Below are 19,033 nucleotides of genomic sequence, written 5' to 3'. Positions count from 1 at the left end.
AATAGCAATGCAGTGCGTAAAGCTAGCAGAAGTGCCGCAACGATTGCCTGACGGCCTGGTGCAAACCCGTCCGCCCGCCGTATAAGGACGTAACTTTTTATCGTCAATCCCCCAATTACACCGGCCGAAACGGTACAACAACGCCCGTCTTTCCGGACCTTTGGCCCCTCTGAACCAATTGCGACTCTATGAACCCTCTCGTTGACATCCGCCAGTTCGACCAAAGCCTGTGGCTGGACTTTATCAGCCGCCCCATCATCATCGACGGCAAGCTCCAGCACCGCATCAGCGACGAAGCCCTGCGCGGCGTGACCTCCAACCCGGCCATCTTCGCCAAGGCCATCGGTGATACCGCCGACTACGATTCGGCCATCAAGGCGCTGGCTTTGCAGGGCAAAACCACCGACGAAATCTATACCAACCTGGCCGTGTCCGACGTGCAGGCGGCCACCGACCTGTTCCGCCCCCTCTACGACGGCCCCGACCACGGCTCTGACGGCTACGTGAGCCTCGAAGTATCGCCCGAGCTGGTGAACGACACCGAAGGCACCATCGCTGAGGCCCTGGCCCTGTGGAAAGCCGTGGACCGCCCCAACGTGATGATAAAAGTGCCGGCCACGCTGGAGGGCCTGCCCGCCATCCGCCGCCTCATTTCGGAAGGCGTGAACGTGAACGTGACCCTGATTTTCGGCCTGGAGCGCTACCGGCTGGTGGCTGAAGCCTTCATCGCCGGCCTCGAAGACCGCGCCAAAGCCGGCAAGCAGCTGGCCCGCATCGACTCGGTGGCCAGCTTCTTTCTGAGCCGCATCGACGTGCTGATTGACCCCATGCTGGAGAAAATCGCGGCTGAAGGCGGCGAGAAAGGCAAGCTGGCCGAAAGCCTCGTGGGCGAAGTGGCCCTGGCCAGCGCCAAACAAGCTTACCAGATTTACAAGGAGATTTTCTCGGGCCCACGCTGGGAGGACCTGGCCGCCAAGGGTGCCCCCACGCAGCGCCTGCTGTGGGCCAGCACCGGCAACAAAAACCCCAAATACGATAACCTGCGCTACGTGGACGGCCTCATCGGCCCGCACACCGTGAACACCGTGCCAGTGGAAACGCTGGACCTTTTCGGCAAAGAAGGCAAAGTAGCCGTGACCATCGAAGACAACCTCGACCAGGCCCGCCAGACGCTAAGCAGCCTGCCGGAACTCGGCCTCGACCTCGAAGCGCTGACCCAGCACCTCGAAGAAGACGGCGCGACCAAATTCAAGGAGCCCTTCGCCAAGCTCATGCAGTCCATCGAAAAGAAGCGCGCCCTAGCCGTGGAAGACCAGGTAGACGACTCCAAAATGGAGCTGGGGAAATACCAGGCTGACATCGATGCCCAGATTGCCAAATTCAAGGCCAATGATTTCGTAACCGGCTTCTGGGACAAAAAGGCCGACCTGTGGACGGCCGACGAAGCCGGCCAGCACAGCATCCGCAGCTACATGGGCTGGCTGCGCGTGGCCGAAACCATGGTGGGCCGCGTGACCGAAATTGAGCAGTTCGTGCATTCGGTGCAGGCCGCCGGCTTCAAGCACGTCGTGGTGATGGGCATGGGCGGCAGCACCATGGCCCCCATCGTATTCAAGTCGGCTTTTGAAAAAGGCGAAAATGGCCTGCCGATGTCGGTACTCGACACCACCGACCCCGGCGCGGTGCGCGCCATCGAAGCCTCGATTCCGCTGGCCGATACCCTGTTTATCGTGGCCAGCAAGTCCGGCACTACGGCCGAGCCGCTGGCCTTCGGCGACTATTTCTACGCCAAAGTGAAGGAGTTGAAAGGCGATAAGGCCGGCGAAAACTTCGTGGCCATCACCGACCCCGGCTCCAAGTTTGTGACCGATGCCACGGCCGCCAACTACCGCCACATCTTCCTCAACTTCCCCGAGGTGGGCGGCCGCTTCTCGGCCCTCACCTACTTCGGCCTGGTGCCAGCGGCCCTCTACGGCCTGCCGATTGGTGAGATTCTGGAGCGCGCCATTTTAATGATGCGCGCCTGCGGAGCCTACGGTGCTACCGACAAAAACCCCGGCCTGGAATTCGGCACTGCCCTGGGCGTGCTGGCCCAGCAGGGCCGCGATAAACTTACCATCGTAGTGCCCGATGCCCTGCACGACCTCGGTCTGTGGCTGGAGCAGCTCATCGCCGAAAGCACCGGCAAGGAAGGCAAGGGCATCCTGCCCGTGGCCGGCGAGCCCCTGGGCGAGCCCGCCATCTACGGCCAGGACCGCGTGTTTGTATACGTGGGCTACAAGGGCCAGCGCGACGAGGCCAACACCGCCAAGCTGGAGGCTCTGGCTGCTGCCGGCCACCCCGTCATCACGCTCTTGATGAAGGACGCTTTCGACCTCGGCCAGGAGTTCTACCGCTGGGAAGTGGCCACGGCCGTGGCCAGTGCCGTGTTCCAAATCAACCCCTTCGACCAGCCCAACGTGCAGGCCGCCAAAACGGCCACCGACAAGCTGATGAAGGCCGTGGAAGCCACCGGCCAGCTGCCTGAAGGCGACAAGCCCGCCGCCAGCGAAAACGGCGTAGACTACTACACCGCCGCCCACGGCGAAGGTGCCGCCGGCGTGCTGAAAGCCTTCTTCGCGCAAGCCAAGCCCGGCGATTTCATGTGCCTGCAGGCCTACCTGACCGAAACGCCCGCCGTGAGCGCCAGCCTGCTGGAGCTGCGCCAGCGTGTGCAGAATGCTTTGCACATTGCCACTACCTCGGGCTACGGCCCGCGCTTCCTGCACAGCACCGGCCAGTACCACAAGGGCGGCCCCAACACCGGCCTGTTCATCCAGTTCACCGATGACAACCCGCAGGACCTAGCCCTGCCCGGCCGCTCCTACACCTTCGGCACCTTCAAGAATGCCCAGGCCCTCGGCGACCTGCAGGCCCTGCTCGACAACGGCCGCCGCACCCTGCGCGTGAACCTGGGCTCCGATGCCGAGGCCGGCCTGAAGACCATGCTGGCCGCGCTGGAGTTGAAGTAACCCCCGTAGCTTCGGCTGCACACTGCCACGCGGCGGTTCCCGGCAACGGGGGCCGCCGCGTGTTACTTTTGGGCCCGTCCCTTTGTTGAAAATCCCATGAACGAGCAGCTAGTTGTCAAGAATTTCGGCCCCATCAAAGACGCCACCGTGGACTTCAAGCGCGTGACGGTTTTCATTGGGCCCACGGGCGGCGGGAAAAGCACGCTAGCGAAGCTGGCGGCGATTTTTCGAGAAAGGGACTTCTTGTTTGGTTTACAGCCAAAAGCTCGTTACACTTTGTTTGAGTCGCTTTTGAATGATTATGCAATACTCGGCTTCCGTAGTAGTAAGAGTGAAATGATTTGGGAATCCAGTCTATCCCGCTACACTATAAAAGGGAAGTCATTTGCAATTGATAAAACCAAACACACTAAGCTTGATAGTGAATTAACCCGTGCACTTAAAGAACTAGATGATTTTCACAATGGAGGGACCAGTATTTTCAGCCCTTTGAGTAATATTCTTTTTCTAGAAGAATTTGGCGCATCTATCGCTGAAGAATCAGCCAAAACGAACCTTCGATTTGCAGAGATAATCAGCGAATTCTTTACTTACCCAACTTATATTCCATCTGAACGTGTTTTTGCTTCTGCGATTGAAGGAGCAGGATACAGCTTGCGCAGAGCAAAAGTTGCTATACCTAATTCCTTGGAAAATTTTCTAGGGTTGTTTGAAATTGCCAGAAAGAATCACAATGAGTTTATTGTACCTGTATTCAATATGCATTACACCTATTCAAACGGTAAAAACTTACTAAATATTGGCAAGAAACATTTTATCGAATTAGCTGAAAGCGCGAGCGGAATCCAATCTACTTTGCCATTAATGCTAGTAGTAGAGGACTTATCAAAATACATTGATTCTCACAGCTTCATCATAGAAGAACCGGAGCTGAACCTATACCCCACGGCCCAGCAAGGGCTGCTGAACTGGCTAGTGGAAAAATGCACCAAGGGCGAAAACGACTTGACGATTACCACGCACAGCCCCTACATTCTCTCGCATCTCAACTTGTTGCTCTATGCTTACCAAGTGGGCAACAAAAGCGAGGAAAAACGCGCCAAGGTAAAAGCCATTATCCCAGAGGAATACTGGATAAACCCGGACGAGTTCGCGGCTTATTATGTGAATGGTCCGGAGGGAGAAAACGGAATTCATTCGCTAGTTGATGCCGAAACCAAGCTGATTTCGCAGAATGGGCTGGACACGGTTTCCGGCATTCAGGCTGACCAGTTCGACCAGCTACTCGATATCAACAGCGGGTTCTAGGCGATGATAAACGGAGTACGCGAGGCCTTCCGCGACCTCATGCGCGGTAACGCTTGCCAGGAAGCCCTGACTCATACTGAATTCTTTATCCAAGACCCGCCCAGTCCCAGCGAGGACCCTTGTTTCCACTACTTACCCCCGGCTCGCTCGCGCTTCGATTTGCAGGTAATAAACCAAGCCGGACGCTTGGTGCACTTGGTAAAGATTGACAAGTGCCTCTACACTTCCGGCGATTCGGCCCGTTGCGACTGCGCCCTTCTTACCAACGACCAAGCCTATTTCGTTGAGTTTAAAATGACCGATACAGAGGCCACTTCCGCTGGCAACGAGCGCTACGCTCGGGCCAGTGACTGCATGCGGCAGTTGGAAGCCAGCATCAAAGCATTTATTGAACGCGGCGCAATTCCTGTCGGCGCTTTGGTTATTGCTTGTGCCTGTGTTGGTAGAACACAACAAATACCCTATCCGGGAGCAGATTTTTTAAAGCTTAGCGCATCTTTTCGGGAAAGGTTTGAAGGTATTCCCATTCGGCTACGTTTGGTTATCAACAATTCCCTCACCTTATCATAGGAGAAGCCCCCGCAGCACTAGCTACGGGGGCTTCTCCTTGTCTCAAAAACTCAGCTACTGCAACACAGTCGCCAGTGAGTCAGCAGTCACTTTTGCCCCCAGCTCACGCACGGCCTGGGCAATGCCGGCGGCATCGAAGCCGCACTCCTTGTAGAGTTCATCCTGGGTGCCGTGCTCCACCACGCGGTCGGGGATGCCGAGGCGGACGACGGGCAGCTGGAAGCCGTGGTCGGCCAGGAATTCGAGTACGGCCGAGCCGAAGCCGCCGGGCAGGCAGCCGTCCTCCACAGTCACGATGGCGCGGTAGCGGCGGGCCACGTCGCGCAGCATTTCCTCATCCAATGGCTTGCAGAAGCGCATGTCGTAGTGACCCACCGAGAAGCCTTCGGCGGCCAGCGCCTCGGTGGCTTTCACGGCGTAGTTGCCGATGTGGCCGATGCTGAGGATGGCCACGCCGCCCTCTTCGCCTTCGCGCACCACGCGGCCCGTGCCGATGGCCACGCGCTGCAGCGGTGTGCGCCACGCGGGCATCACACCCTCGCCGCGCGGGTAGCGGATGCTGAAGGGGCCGGCGTTTTCGGGTAGGGTGGCGGTGTACATCAGGTTGCGCAGCTCCTGCTCGTTCATTGGGGCCGACACCACGATGTTGGGGATGCAGCGCATGAAGGCCAGGTCGTAGCAGCCGTGGTGGGTGGGGCCGTCGGCCCCGGCAAAGCCGGCGCGGTCGAGGCAGAACACGACGTGCAGGTTTTGTAGGGCCACGTCGTGCACCACCTGGTCGTAGCCCCGCTGCATGAACGAGGAGTAGATGTTGCAGAACGGAATCAGCCCCTGCGTAGCCAGGCCGGCCGAAAACGTGACGGCGTGCTGCTCGGCAATGCCCACGTCGAAGGCGCGGGTGGGCATGGCGGCCATCATAATGTTCAGCGACGAGCCCGAGGGCATGGCCGGTGTCACGCCCATGATTTTGTCGTTGGCCTCGGCCAGTTCCACCAGCGTGTGGCCAAACACGTCCTGGTACTTGGGCGGCTGGGGTGCAGTGGGCACCTTTTTGTAAATCTCGCCCGTGATTTTATCGAACAGGCCTGGGGCGTGCCATAGCGTCTGGTCTTTTTCGGCCAGCGCGTAGCCCTTTCCCTTCACCGTCACGCAGTGCAGGAGTTTGGGGCCGGGAATGGATTTCAGGTCGTTGAGGATGGTGACGAGGTGCTGCACGTCGTGGCCGTCGACGGGGCCGAAATAGCGGAATTTCAGCGCCTCAAACAGGTTGCTCTGCTTCATGAGGGTCGCCTTCATGGCGGCCTCTACTTTGCGGGCAATCTGCTGGGGGTTGGGACCGAATTTGGAGAGCTTGCCCAGCACGTTCCAGAGCTCGTCGCGCACCTTGTTATAGGTGCGGGAGGTGGTGATGTCGGTAAGGTACTCCTTGAGCGCGCCCACGTTGGGGTCGATGCTCATGCAGTTGTCGTTCAGCACGACAATCATGTTATTGTTGAGCACGCCGGCCTGGTTCATGGCCTCGAAGCTCATACCCGCCGTCATGGCCCCGTCGCCGATTACGGCGATGTGCTGGCGGTCGAACTCACCCTTGTAGTCCGAGGCCACGGCCATGCCCAGCGCCGCCCCGATGCTGGTGCTGCTGTGCCCCACGCCGAAGGCATCATACGGGCTTTCGCTGCGCTTAGGGAAGCCCGACATGCCCTTATAGCGGCGGTTAGTCGGGAAGTTTTCGCGGCGACCGGTGAGAATTTTGTGGCCGTAGGCCTGGTGGCCTACATCCCAAATCAGCTGGTCGTGCGGCGTATTGAAGACGTAGTGCAGCGCCACGGTCAACTCAACCACGCCCAGCGAGGCCCCAAAATGGCCGCCGTAAATACTAACGGAATCGATTATAAAGTCGCGCAGCTCGGTGCTGAGCTGGACTAACTGCTCGGGGGCGAGCTTTTTGAGGTCGTCGGGCGAGTCAATCGCCGCTAGCAGCGGGCCGGGTTCAACTATCATCGGGGCAGGCGTGGTGGGATGGGTGACGGAGAGTTAACCGCCTGACCCGCTAAAAGATTATCGGGCTGGCATAAAGGTACGACGCGGCGCGAAGTGCGGTTGTTGGGCGCGATGGAATTGGGGGTTTGGTCGGGGTTTGAGGTTTAGTAATCTAGTTTCCGGCGGGAAACATACTGGCAGCAAAGACCTTTACGTAATGCGCAAGCGCTGAATAGCGATACAGCGACCAATCAGCTCGCCTCACAAACAACAAAAGTACCGGCAGGATGCAACCTCCGGCCCCAATTACGGCACTTTGGCCGTTATGAATTGTATGAAACGAACCTTACCGGCTACTGCCTTATTACTCTCCGGCTTACTGGCAATCAGTCATTTGTCGTTCGCGCAGCAAGGTCCGCCCACGGGTGCCCGCCCGGCTTCGGCGGCTCCGGCCCGCGCGGCAGCGGGCCGCATCAGCGGCACCGTGACCGATGCCACCACCGGCAAGCCCATTTCCTACGCCACGGTGGCGGTGCTGGACGCGGCCGGCGCACCCGTGAACGGCGGCGTGGCCGGCGACGACGGCAAATTTGTGCTGGCCGGCATTCCGGCCGGCACTTACACGGTGCAAATCAGCTTCCTGGGCTACAAAAATGAAGACCGCCCCGGCGTAGTAGTGCCCGCCGGCGGCGTGATTAGCCTGGGCACGGTGGCACTCGGCACCTCGGCCCAGAAGCTGGGCGAAGTAGTGGTAACGGGCCAGAAGGCCATTATCGAGGAGCGGGTGGACCGCACGGTGTACAACGCCGAAAACGACCAGACCGCCCGGGGCGGCGACGCCACCGACGTGCTCAAGCGTGTGCCGCTACTGAGCGTGGATTTGGATGGCAACGTGAGCCTGCGCGGCTCCAGCAACATCAGAGTCCTCATTAACAACAAGCCTTCGACTATAGCGGCCAACAGCATTGCCGATGCGCTGAAGCAGATTCCGGCCGACCAGATTAAGACGGTGGAGGTCATCACCTCGCCCTCGGCCAAGTACGACGCCGAAGGTTCGGGCGGCATCATCAATATCATTACCAAGCAGAACAACCTGCGCGGGGCCACGCTGGGCATCGACGCCAGCGTTGGCGTTCGTAGCAGCAACCTGAGTTTGAACGGCGGCCTGCGCACGGGCAAAATGGGCTTTTCGCTGGGCGGCTTCGGGCGGGCGCAGTACAACGTACCGGGCGAGTTCTCGAACACGCAAGTGACGCGCAGCCTTGCCGACGACAAGGCTACCACCACCCTGCAATCGGCCAATACCCGCCTGCAGCAGATTTTCGGGCGCTACACGCTGGGCTGGGACTACGACATCGACAAGTTCAACTCCCTGCAGGCCTCGGTGGCCTACGGCACCCGCAGCGGCCGCAACTACCAGGATGGCCTGCTGCGCACCAGCTACAAAGGAGCCTTCGCCACCGGCACGCCCTCCGGCACCGACCTGCGCGACACCTACTCGAAAGACCTGTCGGGCACCGTGGACGCCAGCCTGAACTATACCCACAGCTTCGCCAAACCGCAGCACGAAATCAGCCTGCTCACGCTGTTCAGCCGCAACGACCGCACCAACAGCTACACCAACTCCATTCTGAACACGACGCTGCCCAACAGTCCGGCCAGCATCGTGAACGACAACCCCAGCTACAACGAGGAATACACCGTTCAGCTTGATTATCAGAACCCCATCAGCAAAACCCAGATTCTGGAAATGGGCGCGAAGAACATTCTGCGGCGCGTGAATTCGGACTATACCACTACGTCTTTCGGGGCCAGCGGCGAGGTGGTGCCGTCGGTGGGGCTGTCGACCAACAACATTTTCACCTACCGCCAGAACGTGACGGCCGGCTACGTGGCCTATACCCTGGGCCTGCCCAAGGGCTTCACCCTGAAGCCCGGCCTGCGCTACGAGTACACGGCCATCAGCGCCGATTTTGCGAATTCGGCCACGCCCGTTAGTATTCCCAACTACGACGTGCTGGTGCCCAGCGTGAACCTCTCGCGCAAGCTCTCGAACGGCAACGTGCTGAAGCTGGCGTACAACCGCCGCATTCAGCGCCCGTCGCTGCAGTTCCTGAACCCCAACGTGAACGCGCAGAACCCCAAGAATATCAGCTTTGGCAACCCCAAGCTGGCCCCCGAATACACCAACAACTACGAGCTGGGCTACAGCACCGCCTACAAGCGCCTGAACCTGAACTTCAGCACGTTCATGCGCAATACCACGGGCTCCATCGAGGCGCTGCGCACGGTGCGGGGTGCCGATACCGTGCAAACCAGCTACGCTAATATTGGCCAGCAGAACTCCTATGGCGGCAGCCTGTTCGCCAACATCAACAACGGCAAACTAAGCCTCAACGCGGGCATCGATGCCTATTATATCACCCTCACCAACAACGTGCCCGACCGCAATTTCAACGCCTACAACGAAGGCTTTGTGATGAGCGGCCGCGTGTTTGGCTCCTATAATTTCACGCCGGTGTGGGGCCTGCAGGCCTTCGTGTTCTATCGCGGCAACCAGGTGCAGCTGCAGGGCACCCAGAGTGGCTTCGGCGTATACAGCCTCAGCGTGAAGCGCGACTTTGCCGAGAAGCGCGGTAGCATCGGCTTCGGGGCCGAGAACTTCTTCACGCCCAGCATCACCATTCGCAACACCGTGGTGTCGCCCCTCATCGACCAGGCCAGCCGCAACGTGCTGCACAACATGAGCTTTAAGGTGAACGTGAGCTACCGCATTGGCAAGCTGACGGTGGCCCCGCCCACCCGCCGCGGCAAAACCATCAACAACGACGACCTGAAAAGCGGCGGCGAAGGCGGCGGTGACATAGGCGGCGGTGGCGCGCCCGGCGGCGGGGCATCCGGTGGTGGTGGCGCTCGCCCAACGGGTGGTGCCCCGTCCGGCGCGCCCTCCGGCACGGCCCGCCCCGGCGGCTACCCTGGCGCGGCTCCGGCCGGCGCTGGTGCCCGCCCCGGCGGCTACCCCGGCCAGCAGCGCGGCACCGCACCCGCCGACGGCACTTCCGGCAAGCCCGCTACCGACAGCACCAGCCGTCCCCAGCCCGGCCAGCGCCCCGGCGGCTACCCCGGCCTGCGCCCCACCACGGCCCAGCCCGCCGACTCAACCAATCGCCAAACCCCGGCCCCGGCCAACAACCCCATCAACGCGCCGGCCAATGCGCCCTCACCCGGCACCAGCACGCCCAACGGCACCGTACCGGCCGGCAGCCCCGGCGGCCGGCCCTAGCACAATGCTAAGAGGGTTAATACTGAAAAACGTCATGCTGTGCTTGTTGCAGCATGACGTTTTTCATATCTCCTTAATCCATTTTTAATCAGTCGTCGGCTGGCTACTCCCTACTTTTGCCCGGCTGCTTTATTTCCTTCGATGACCGATAAACCCCTCGCTCCCCTGCCCGAAGACGACGCGCATTTTTTGCAGCGCTTGCAGCCCTCGCGGCTCATTCTGCCCGTCGTGATTGGCCTGAGCGTGGTGGGGTTCATGTTCTGGCGCAGCTACAAGCCCGGCGATTTGGCCCCCCTGGCCCACGCCAGCTACTCGTGGCTGCTGGTTACGCTGCTGGTACTGCTGGGCCGCGATTTTGGCTACATCTACCGCATCCGGCACATCACCGAACGGGTGCTGAGCTACCGCCAGAGCCTCGATGTGATTATGATTTGGGAGTTTGCCTCCTGCGTGCTGCCCTCGGCGGTGGGCGGCACGGCGGTGGCTTCGTTCATTCTGAACAAGGAAGGCATTCCGCTGGGTAAGTCCATGGCCTACATCATGGTTACGGCCCTGATGGACAACCTGTACTACGTCATCATGGTGCCGCTGGTCGTTCTCATCGCCGGGGCCGGGCTCTACCCGCACGAGGCCATGCAGGGCGCCTTTATCGCCACGCTGCGCGTGGCGTTTGTCGTGAGCTACGTGGCCGTTACGGCCTACGCGGGCCTGATGCTGTACGCCATTTTCGTCAATCCGAAATCGGTGCGGCGGCTGCTGGTGCGGCTGTTCTCGTTCCGGCTGATGCGGCGCTGGCAGCGCTCGGCCTACAAGCACGGCCAGGGCATGATGGATGCGTCCATCCAGTTGCGCGGCAATCCGGCCATCTACTGGTGGCGGGCGGCGGGCAGCACCTTCTTCGTCTGGACGGCCCGCTACCTCGTCATCGGCTGCCTCATCGCCGCCTTCGTGCCGATGGACACGGACACGTTCCTGTTCATTTTCGCCCGCAACCTCACCTACAAAGTGCTGCTGCTGCTGGCCATCACGCCGGGCGGGGCGGGCATTGTGGAGGGCGCGTTTCCCACGTTTTTCGGCAAGTTTATCGGTACGGCCACGCTCACCAGCTTCATGGTGCTGCTGTATCGGGTGGTCACGTATTACCTGTATCTGGTGCTGGGCAGCGTGTTTTTGCCGCGCTGGGTGGGGCGGGTATTTGCGAAGCGGCCGGCACAGCAGTAACGCGAGCGTTGTAGCTCATATCGGAGTTGTTTAGAAAGTCGCAAAAGGTCCCCGAACGGTCATGCTTCGCTGCGCTCTGCATGACCGTTCGGGGACTTTCTACTCTACCCTACTATTTTTCTAGTGAATTGATATCGAGTAATTTGCCAGCAAAACCAGCGCAATACTGTTTCCACCATTCGGGCGAGCTTCTCAGCCGCCCCGGTACCGGGGCGGCTGAGCTGGCGCAGGATATTTAAGCCGTGTCGGCTAAGGCTCATGGCTCGGTAGCCGTGGTTTTTGCGGCCGATGGGCTGGCTTTTCCGGTCGGCTACCGTGCCCACGCCCAGGCAAAAGGCGTACGCCAGACTGACCAGGGCCACGAGCTTGCGCAACTTCAGGTGGCAGCGCAAGTGACTGGCCTCCAGGTTGAAGCCCCGACCTTTGAGGTTCTGAAAGCACTGCTCGATGGTCCAGCGCTTGGCGTAGAGCTGCCCCATGTACGGCAGGCCCACGTTGCCAAAAAGAAAGAGGAAATCCCCGTCCGTCAAGGCCTTGACCCAGACCTGTCCCCAGACCTGTCCCCAGACCCCGTCGACCTGGCACTGGGCGAAGCGCCGGGTCTGTCCGACGGCCAGGCCCAGGTCCGTAATGGCTTGCCGGCGGCCACTCGGGTGAGTGAGCAGATGGTGCCGGGGTAGACGCATAACAAAAGGCAGTCCGTTGTCCTTGAGCCATTTGAACCAGGCATGGCCCACGAATTCGCGGTCGCCCAGCACCAGGCCAATCCGGTCTTTGCCCAGCACCTGGACGCAGACCCGGAGCAGGGCGATGCGGTCAGCCGCGTTGGAATTGCCGCTGCGGTTGTCGAGCAGTTCCCAGTAGAGGGGCACGTGAAACGCGCCCTGACCCACGGTCACGAGCAGGATATTGACCTGGCACTGGCCGAAATCCCACTCCGTGCGGTCCAGGCACAGGCGCAGCTTGCCCTGGGCCGGCAGCAGGCCCAGCACTAACTGCGCCAGCACCAGATAGTTCAGGTCCGTTTCGCGGAAAAAATCCTGAATCCGGGTTTCGTTCGAGGCCAACTTGACGGCATCGTTCAAGTGCTGGGCCACCTCGCAGAATTGGACGTTACGGCTTTTTATCAGCGCGATAATGAACTGGCTCACAAACTTTTGGCGAGCCAGGTTGCGCACCACCGGCAGGTGTTGTAAAACGGTCGTAATTTTGGCGATGAGGCGTTGCTTCATGGGGCGGAACGAGTTGAGCGTGTAGGAACCTCAAAGGTCGGGCCGCCCCGTTTTTTTGCCTTGCCTGACTTTTAGTAGGGTAGAGTAGGGACTTTCTAAACAGCTTCATCATAAAAAAAGCCCCGAACCAGTCTGGTTCGAGGCTTTTCGTTGGGTTGAATCCAGAGTAATCTACTCCTTTTCCAGCATCAGCGCGGCACCGTCGGCCGACTTCAGGGTGAGTTTCTTGTCGGTGAGGGTTTCCACAGCGAAGGTGTTGCTGGTGGTAGCACCGTCGGGGGTCATGGTGATGGTTTTGCCGGCCTGGTCGAACGTGTATTTGCCCGACACGGCACCGCTGGCACCGGTCATGTTGTAGGTGCCGTTGGCGAAAATGCGCAGCTCTTCCTGTTTTTGAGCATCGGTTTGCTTCACTTTGTCGCCGCTGGTGTCGGTTTCCTTGGCGGTTTTCCACACCTTGCTATCGGTGCCGTACAGCATGTTCACGCCTTCCACCTTGCCCTTGTCGTTGCTGCAGGAAGCGGCAAAGAGCGACACAAGCAGCAACAGGCTGGCGAAGTAACGGAGCGAAAAAAGAGACTGAAGTTTCATGTGCACAAAGGGTAATGGTGAAAGAATGAAGATGACGCGCAAGGTGCGGACTCGTCGACTTACGACGCAGACGCAAAAGAGTTTAGGGCGTAACCCCGCCTAAGCTTGCCCGTATAGCAACCCCGTCGGCCCGCCTGCAAGCGTTTCCGGCAGAATCTATCTCTCCATTTAATCACCGAAACCATGGGACTCTTCGATTTCATCAGCGACAAAGGCGACCAGAAGCCCGTAGAGCCCGCGGCTAAGCCAGCGGCTGGCGGCACCGATTTTTTTGGCAATGCCAAACCGGATGCTACCGGCGATACGTATACCGTAGTAAGCGGCGACTCTCTTTCTAAAATTGCAAAGCACCACTACGGCGACGCCGCTAAGTGGCACCAGATATACGACGCCAACAAGGCGCTCATCGGCAACAACCCCGACCTGATTGAAATCGGTCAGGTGTTGACCCTACCTAGTCTCTAGGTACTTTTTTGCAGAAAAAAGGTGAGAAAAGCCACTCTGTTTCAGGGTGGCTTTTTTGCGTCTGGATGGGTAGGCCGAGAGGCCAAAATCATCTGCCTCTAAAAAATATTTTCGAGGGAATACTTGCTCATCCCAAAAATTCTCTCGTACATTTGCCGATACCAAACAGGTACTCCCCGCTAACGGTGGGCAGTTTTCAAGTTTTATACAGAAGTGGCGAGAGACTAGGCTCCGTGACCCACTGGCAACCTTCGCTCAACGAAAGGTGCCAATTCCTACCCACTAGCGGCCTCGGCCACGATGGGGCAGATGATTCGAGTGCCATGGAAAATTCTTCTCGTTCCGCTTTTTTCAACCCGAATGCTCCGGCTGCTTTGCGCACCATGGTTTCGGGTTTTGCTATTTCGGCCCCTTGCGGCCACAATCAGGTCGCCAGCCTCGCCCGAATGCGAATGTGTTGTTGTTGCCCGTGTTGTTGCTAAGCTGATTTCGGCTTAGCCCCCTCTCCTTTTCTTCTTCGTGGGAATGCCGTAGCGTCCGGGCGTGCCAATTGGCTACGCCGGCTGATTGGCTAAAACGGCCCTGCTTACCGCCGGCTCGCTGCGTACCGAACCAGGCAAATTGACCCTAGCGGCCAGGTCCTAACGAAGAAATCCCTTTTTTTCATTCCACTTCGTATGCCTACGCTCATCGCTCCTGCGTCCATTCAGCCCGAACTGGCTGCTACTGCCCAACACCTGGCCAATGTGCTGCCCGCTACCGCCAGCCAAACCATTGATGCCGGCATTGCAGCCGTACACGCGGCTGGTCTGGCTCAGCACAGCCTCCGCACCGGCCAGGTTGCGCCCGATTTCACCCTCCCCGACGCCAATGGGCAGCCGGTTTCGCTCGCCAGCCTGCGGGCAATTGGGCCGGTGGTGCTGGTGTTTTACCGGGGCAACTGGTGCCCATATTGCAACGTGCAGCTGCGGGCCTACAACCAGGCGTTGGCCCACTTTACCGCGAATAACGCCACACTGGTGGCCATTTCGCCCCAAACGCCGGACCTGACCAGCCTCACGGCGGAGGAAAAAAACCTGCAATTCCCGGTGCTCAGCGATGCTGGCAATACGGTGGCCAAGCAATACGGACTGGCCTACCAAGTAGGCGATGCCGTGTACCACACCCTGCACGGCGTGGGCATCGACCTGGCCGTGTTCAACGGCGACGACAGTGGCGAATTGCCTCTGACGGGCACCTTTATTATTGCCCAGGACGGCAGTATTGCGTGGGCCGCCACCGAGGCCAACTTCAAGGAACGTCCCGACCCGGCCGTGCTGCTCGATGCGCTGGCCCAGCTATAGCCCTGATTAAAACCTGAAATATTCAACGCTTCACGCTTAAAACCTCAGTATTATGTCCGTTCAGCCCCAACACTTCGAAACCCTCCAGCTTCACGCCGGCCAGCAGCCCGACCCCACCACCGGTGCCCGCGCCGTGCCCCTGTACCAAACCACCAGCTACGTTTTCAAAAACGCTGAGCATGGCGCTAACTTGTTTGCGCTGAAGGAGTTTGGCAACATTTACACCCGCCTGATGAACCCCACCACCGACGTGTTCGAGCAGCGCGTGGCGGCGCTGGAAGGCGGCATTGCCGCCCTGGCCACGGGCTCGGGGCAGGCGGCCCAGTTCATTGCCCTGAACAACATCCTGCAAGCCGGCGACAACTTTGTGAGCACGGCCTACCTCTACGGCGGCACCTACAACCAGTTCAAGGTGGCCTTCAAGCGCCTGGGCATTGAGGCCCGCTTCGCAGATGGCGACAACCCAGCTTCGTTTGAGGAGCACATCGACGAGAAGACCAAGGCCATTTACCTCGAAACCATTGGCAATCCCAGCTTCAGCATTCCGGATTTTGAGGCCATCGCGGCCATTGCCAAAAAGCATGACTTACCGCTGATTGTGGACAACACCTTTGGCGCGGGCGGCTACCTGTTCCGGCCCCTGGAGCACGGCGCGCACATTGTGGTGGAGTCGGCCACGAAGTGGATTGGCGGGCACGGCACCAGCGTGGGCGGCGTGATTGTGGACAGCGGCAAATACGACTTCGGCAACGGCAAATTCCCGCAGTTTACCGAGCCCAGCGAAGGCTACCACGGCCTGATATTCAACGACGTATTTGGTAAAAACAGCCCGTTTGGCAACATCGCCTTCATCATCCGGGCGCGGGTAGAAGGGCTGCGTGATTTTGGCCCGGCCATCAGCCCATTCAACTCCTGGCAGCTGCTCATTGGTCTCGAAACCCTGAGCCTGCGCGTGGACCGCACCGTGGAGAATGCCCTACGCGTAGCCAACTGGCTGGAGCAACACCCGCAGGTGGAAAGCGTGAACTACCCCGGCCTGGCCAGCAGCCCCTACCACGCTATTGCCCAGAAATACCTGAAGCGTGGCTTTGGCGGCGTGCTCTCGTTCCGGGTGAAGGGCACCAAGGAAAACGCTATGCAATTCATCGACAGCCTCAAGCTCATCAGCCACCTGGCCAACGTGGGCGATGCCAAGACGCTCATAATCCAGCCCTCGGCCACCACGCACCAGCAAATGAGCGAAGCCGAGCAGCTGGCCGCCGGCGTGACGCCGACCTCGCTGCGCCTGTCGGTGGGTATTGAGCATTTCGACGACATCAAGGCTGATTTGCAGGCGGCTTTCGATGCCATCGGCAACACGGCCAGCCTGCCGACGGAAGGTCAGGAAGTGGGCGAGCCCGAGCTGGAGCACGCCCAGCCGCTGGAAGTATAGTGGTTAGTGGTTAGTGGTTAACGCTTAACTACTAAAAAAGAATTGGTGCATCGGCCCGGGCCTCTTCCGTGATGGGAGGAGAAATGGGAGTGAGAAACTATTGTTCCGGGCCGATTCGCTGGTTCTAAAGCTGTGCTATTTAATTGAATTATGCCAACCCAACTATTTGAACTCCCTGACCTTAAGCTGGAAAGCGGCGAAACCCTGACCGGGGCGCATGTATCCTACCAGACCTGGGGCCAACTCAACGAAGAACGCGACAATGTGGTGTGGGTGTGCCACGCCCTCACGGCCAATGCCGACGTGCTGGCTTGGTGGCCGGGCCTGGTAGGGCCGGGCTGCCACTACGACCCTTCGGAGTGGTTTATCTTGTGTGCCAACGTGTTGGGCTCATGCTACGGCACTACCGGCCCGCTCGATGCCGACCCGGCCACCGGCCGGGCGCGCTTCCAGCACTTCCCGCTGCTCAGCATCCGGGACCTGGTGGCGGCGCACGAGGCACTGCGGGAGGAGCTGGACCTGGCGGATATCAACACACTGATTGGCGGCTCTTTGGGTGGGCAGCAGGCGCTGGAATGGGCCGTGCTGCGCCCCGATTTGTTCGACCATCTGATTGTCATCGCTACCAACGCCCGGCATTCGGCCTGGGGAATTGCTTTTAACGAGGCCCAGCGGCTGGCCATTGAGGCCGACCCGACCTATGCCGCCGGCCAGCCCGGCGGGGGCGACGATGGCCTGCGCGCCGCCCGCGCCATGGCCCTGCTCAGCTACCGCAGCTACGAGGCCTACGCCGAAACCCAGACCGACCCCGACAACGACGCGCTGCTACGCCAGCACCGCGCCAGCGCCTATCAGCGCTACCAGGGCGACAAGCTGGTGTCGCGCTTCGACGCTTATAGCTACGTGTCGTTGAGCCGGAGCATGGACACCCATAACCTCGGCCGCCACCGGGGCGGGGTGCCGGCGGCGCTGGCCCGCATTGGGGCGCGCACGCTGGTACTGGGCATTACGTCGGATGTGCTGTTCCCGCTGAGCGAGCAGCGCGAGCTGGCGGCGCACATTCCGGGGGCCATGTATGCCGAGCTGGACTCGCGCTACGGCCACGACGGCTTTTTGCTGGAAACGGCGGCCATCACGCACTTTCTGGAGCTGTTTTACGCGCCTACGTTCGTGCATTAACTAATTCCAAAAACAATCAGAACGTCATGCTGAGCGCCGCCGAAGCATCTCGCGTGCAGCAGCAATTCTTTTCTTATGATTGGATTGCTACCACACGCGAGATGCCTCGGCGGCGCTCGGCATGACGCATTTTTTTCCCTTTGAGAATGGACGTTGAGAAACAACCCCTGCGCATTGGCCTGATTGGCTTTGGCTGCGTAGGACAGGGCTTTTATGACATCGTGCAGCGGCAGCCGGAACTGGGACTGACCATTGCCCGCATTGCCGTGAAAAACCCCGATAAGCCCCGTACGCTGTCCGCCGGGCACTTCAGCTTTCGAGCGGATGACTTGCTGGCCGACCCGACGCTGGACGTGCTGGTAGAAGTCATCGACGACCCGGCCGAGGCTTTCCGGCTGGTGAGCGCGGCCCTGCGCCAGGGCCGCCGCGTGGCCACGGCCAACAAGGCCATGCTGGCCCGGCACCTGCCCGAGCTGGTGCAGCTGGAGCTGGATTTCGGTGGCACGTTACTGTACGAAGCGGCCGTGTGCGGCAGCATTCCCATCATTCGCACGCTGGATGGCTACTTCAGCCACGAGCCGCTGCGGGCGGTGCAGGGCATCTTCAACGGCTCGTCGAACTACGTGCTGACGCGTATGAGCGAGGAAGGCACTGACTACGCAACAGCCCTGGCCGAGGCCCAGGCCAAAGGCTTCGCCGAAACCGACCCGTCGCTGGACATGGGCGCGTTTGACCCGCGCTCGAAGGCCGTGATTCTGGCGGCCCACGCCTATGGGGTTTTTCTGGAAGCTGAGGAGGTAGTGAATTTGGGCATCGAAGGAATCAGCGCGGCGGATATTGCTTTCGCGGCGGCGCAGGGGCAGAAAATCAAAGTAGTAGCGGCCGTGCAGCGCCTGCCGGGTGGCCGCATCACGGCGCTGGTTACGCCGCAGCTGCTGGGGCCGGAGTCGCCGTTATTTACTGTCGAGCGCGAGTTTAATGGGGTGGTGATTGACGCCGAATACGCCGGCCCGCAGTTTCTGCGCGGGCGCGGCGCGGGCGGGCATCCCACCGGCTCGGCGGTGCTGGCCGATGTGCTGGCCCTGCGGCGCGGCTACCGCTACGGCTATGCCAAGCGGGCCGATGCCCCAGAAACGCAGCTGACCCACGCCTTGGAAATAGATACCTACCTGCGCCACGCCGACGTGGGTGTGCTGCGCGAGGTGCTGACCTGGCTGGAGCTGCCCGCCACCGCCCTACAAACTGACGCGAACGGACCTTATGCCACCGGCCCGGTAGCCCTCCAGCAGCTGTGGGCCTGGCGCCAGGAGCTGAGGACCAATGGTCTGTTCGTGGCGCGGCGGGGCGCAGTGCGGCCGCTGAGCGGGGCAGTGCAAACGGTGCAGGCCCGCACCGAGGCAACGGCCGGGGCATAATTC

At 60.2% G+C, this 19,033-nt stretch carries 13 protein-coding genes and 1 riboswitch; of the genes, 10 read left to right on the top strand and 3 right to left on the bottom strand.

Annotated features, from left to right (window positions below):
- The first annotated feature begins 188 nt into the window (after positions 1-188).
- From KQ661_RS03835 to KQ661_RS03825, 3 genes are all read left to right on the top strand, one after another.
- Entirely contained in the window at positions 189-3,011 is a 2,823-nt protein-coding gene (locus tag KQ661_RS03835) for a bifunctional transaldolase/phosoglucose isomerase (protein ID WP_216685699.1), read from the top strand.
- 96 nt (positions 3,012-3,107) lie between these two features.
- The gene (locus KQ661_RS03830; RefSeq protein ID WP_216685698.1) at positions 3,108-4,319 is read left to right on the top strand and encodes an AAA family ATPase; all 1,212 of its coding nucleotides are present in this window, start codon (positions 3,108-3,110) and stop codon (positions 4,317-4,319) included.
- Between the two features lie 294 nt (positions 4,320-4,613).
- Positions 4,614-4,889, top strand: a complete 276-nt coding sequence (locus KQ661_RS03825; RefSeq protein WP_216685697.1) for a hypothetical protein — start codon at positions 4,614-4,616, stop codon at positions 4,887-4,889.
- A 54-nt stretch (positions 4,890-4,943) separates the two neighbouring features.
- Here the strand turns inward: KQ661_RS03825 and dxs are convergent, their stop codons facing one another.
- A complete protein-coding gene (gene dxs / locus KQ661_RS03820) occupies positions 4,944-6,890 on the bottom strand; it encodes a 1-deoxy-D-xylulose-5-phosphate synthase (RefSeq protein WP_216685696.1) in 1,947 nt (648 codons plus the stop codon).
- A 313-nt stretch (positions 6,891-7,203) separates the two neighbouring features.
- On the opposite strand from dxs, the gene KQ661_RS03815 reads away from it, so the two are divergent.
- Positions 7,204-10,152 carry a TonB-dependent receptor domain-containing protein gene (locus KQ661_RS03815; protein ID WP_216685695.1) on the top strand — a complete coding sequence of 983 codons (2,949 nt, stop codon included), beginning with the start codon at positions 7,204-7,206 and terminating at the stop codon, positions 10,150-10,152.
- Positions 10,153-10,293: 141 nt separating this feature from the next.
- The gene (locus tag KQ661_RS03810) at positions 10,294-11,373 is read left to right on the top strand and encodes a lysylphosphatidylglycerol synthase transmembrane domain-containing protein (protein ID WP_216679428.1); all 1,080 of its coding nucleotides are present in this window, start codon (positions 10,294-10,296) and stop codon (positions 11,371-11,373) included.
- A gap of 104 nt (positions 11,374-11,477) precedes the next feature.
- Here the strand turns inward: KQ661_RS03810 and KQ661_RS03805 are convergent, their stop codons facing one another.
- Both KQ661_RS03805 and KQ661_RS03800 read right to left on the bottom strand, forming a co-directional pair.
- The gene (locus KQ661_RS03805; protein ID WP_216685694.1) at positions 11,478-12,605 is read right to left on the bottom strand and encodes an IS4 family transposase; all 1,128 of its coding nucleotides are present in this window, start codon (positions 12,603-12,605) and stop codon (positions 11,478-11,480) included.
- A 171-nt stretch (positions 12,606-12,776) separates the two neighbouring features.
- Positions 12,777-13,196, bottom strand: a complete 420-nt coding sequence (locus KQ661_RS03800) for a hypothetical protein (protein WP_216679427.1) — start codon at positions 13,194-13,196, stop codon at positions 12,777-12,779.
- Positions 13,197-13,379: 183 nt separating this feature from the next.
- On the opposite strand from KQ661_RS03800, the gene KQ661_RS03795 reads away from it, so the two are divergent.
- The 5 genes from KQ661_RS03795 to KQ661_RS03775 all read left to right on the top strand — a co-directional run bounded on the left by KQ661_RS03795 (position 13,380) and on the right by KQ661_RS03775 (position 19,030).
- Positions 13,380-13,661: a LysM peptidoglycan-binding domain-containing protein gene (locus tag KQ661_RS03795; RefSeq protein ID WP_216679426.1), complete on the top strand. Its 282-nt coding sequence runs from the start codon at positions 13,380-13,382 to the stop codon at positions 13,659-13,661.
- A gap of 200 nt (positions 13,662-13,861) precedes the next feature.
- A riboswitch (SAM riboswitch) is annotated at positions 13,862-13,977 on the top strand.
- A gap of 361 nt (positions 13,978-14,338) precedes the next feature.
- Positions 14,339-15,004 (top strand): peroxiredoxin-like family protein, encoded by a 666-nt coding sequence (locus tag KQ661_RS03790; RefSeq protein WP_216685693.1) that lies wholly within the window; start codon positions 14,339-14,341, stop codon positions 15,002-15,004.
- A gap of 52 nt (positions 15,005-15,056) precedes the next feature.
- Entirely contained in the window at positions 15,057-16,436 is a 1,380-nt protein-coding gene (locus KQ661_RS03785) for an O-acetylhomoserine aminocarboxypropyltransferase/cysteine synthase family protein (RefSeq protein WP_216685692.1), read from the top strand.
- Between the two features lie 150 nt (positions 16,437-16,586).
- A complete protein-coding gene (locus KQ661_RS03780; protein ID WP_216685691.1) occupies positions 16,587-17,615 on the top strand; it encodes a homoserine O-acetyltransferase family protein in 1,029 nt (342 codons plus the stop codon).
- A 146-nt stretch (positions 17,616-17,761) separates the two neighbouring features.
- Positions 17,762-19,030, top strand: coding sequence for a homoserine dehydrogenase (locus KQ661_RS03775; protein WP_216685690.1), 1,269 nt, complete (start codon positions 17,762-17,764; stop codon positions 19,028-19,030).
- The last annotated feature ends 3 nt before the right edge of the window (positions 19,031-19,033 follow it).

Origin of the sequence: Hymenobacter siberiensis, from assembly GCF_018967845.1 — a bacterium.
Lineage (GTDB): Bacteria > Bacteroidota > Bacteroidia > Cytophagales > Hymenobacteraceae > Hymenobacter > Hymenobacter siberiensis.
The sequence above is the reverse complement of the archived record's forward strand: the minus strand, read 5'-3'. Positions and strand labels throughout refer to the sequence as shown.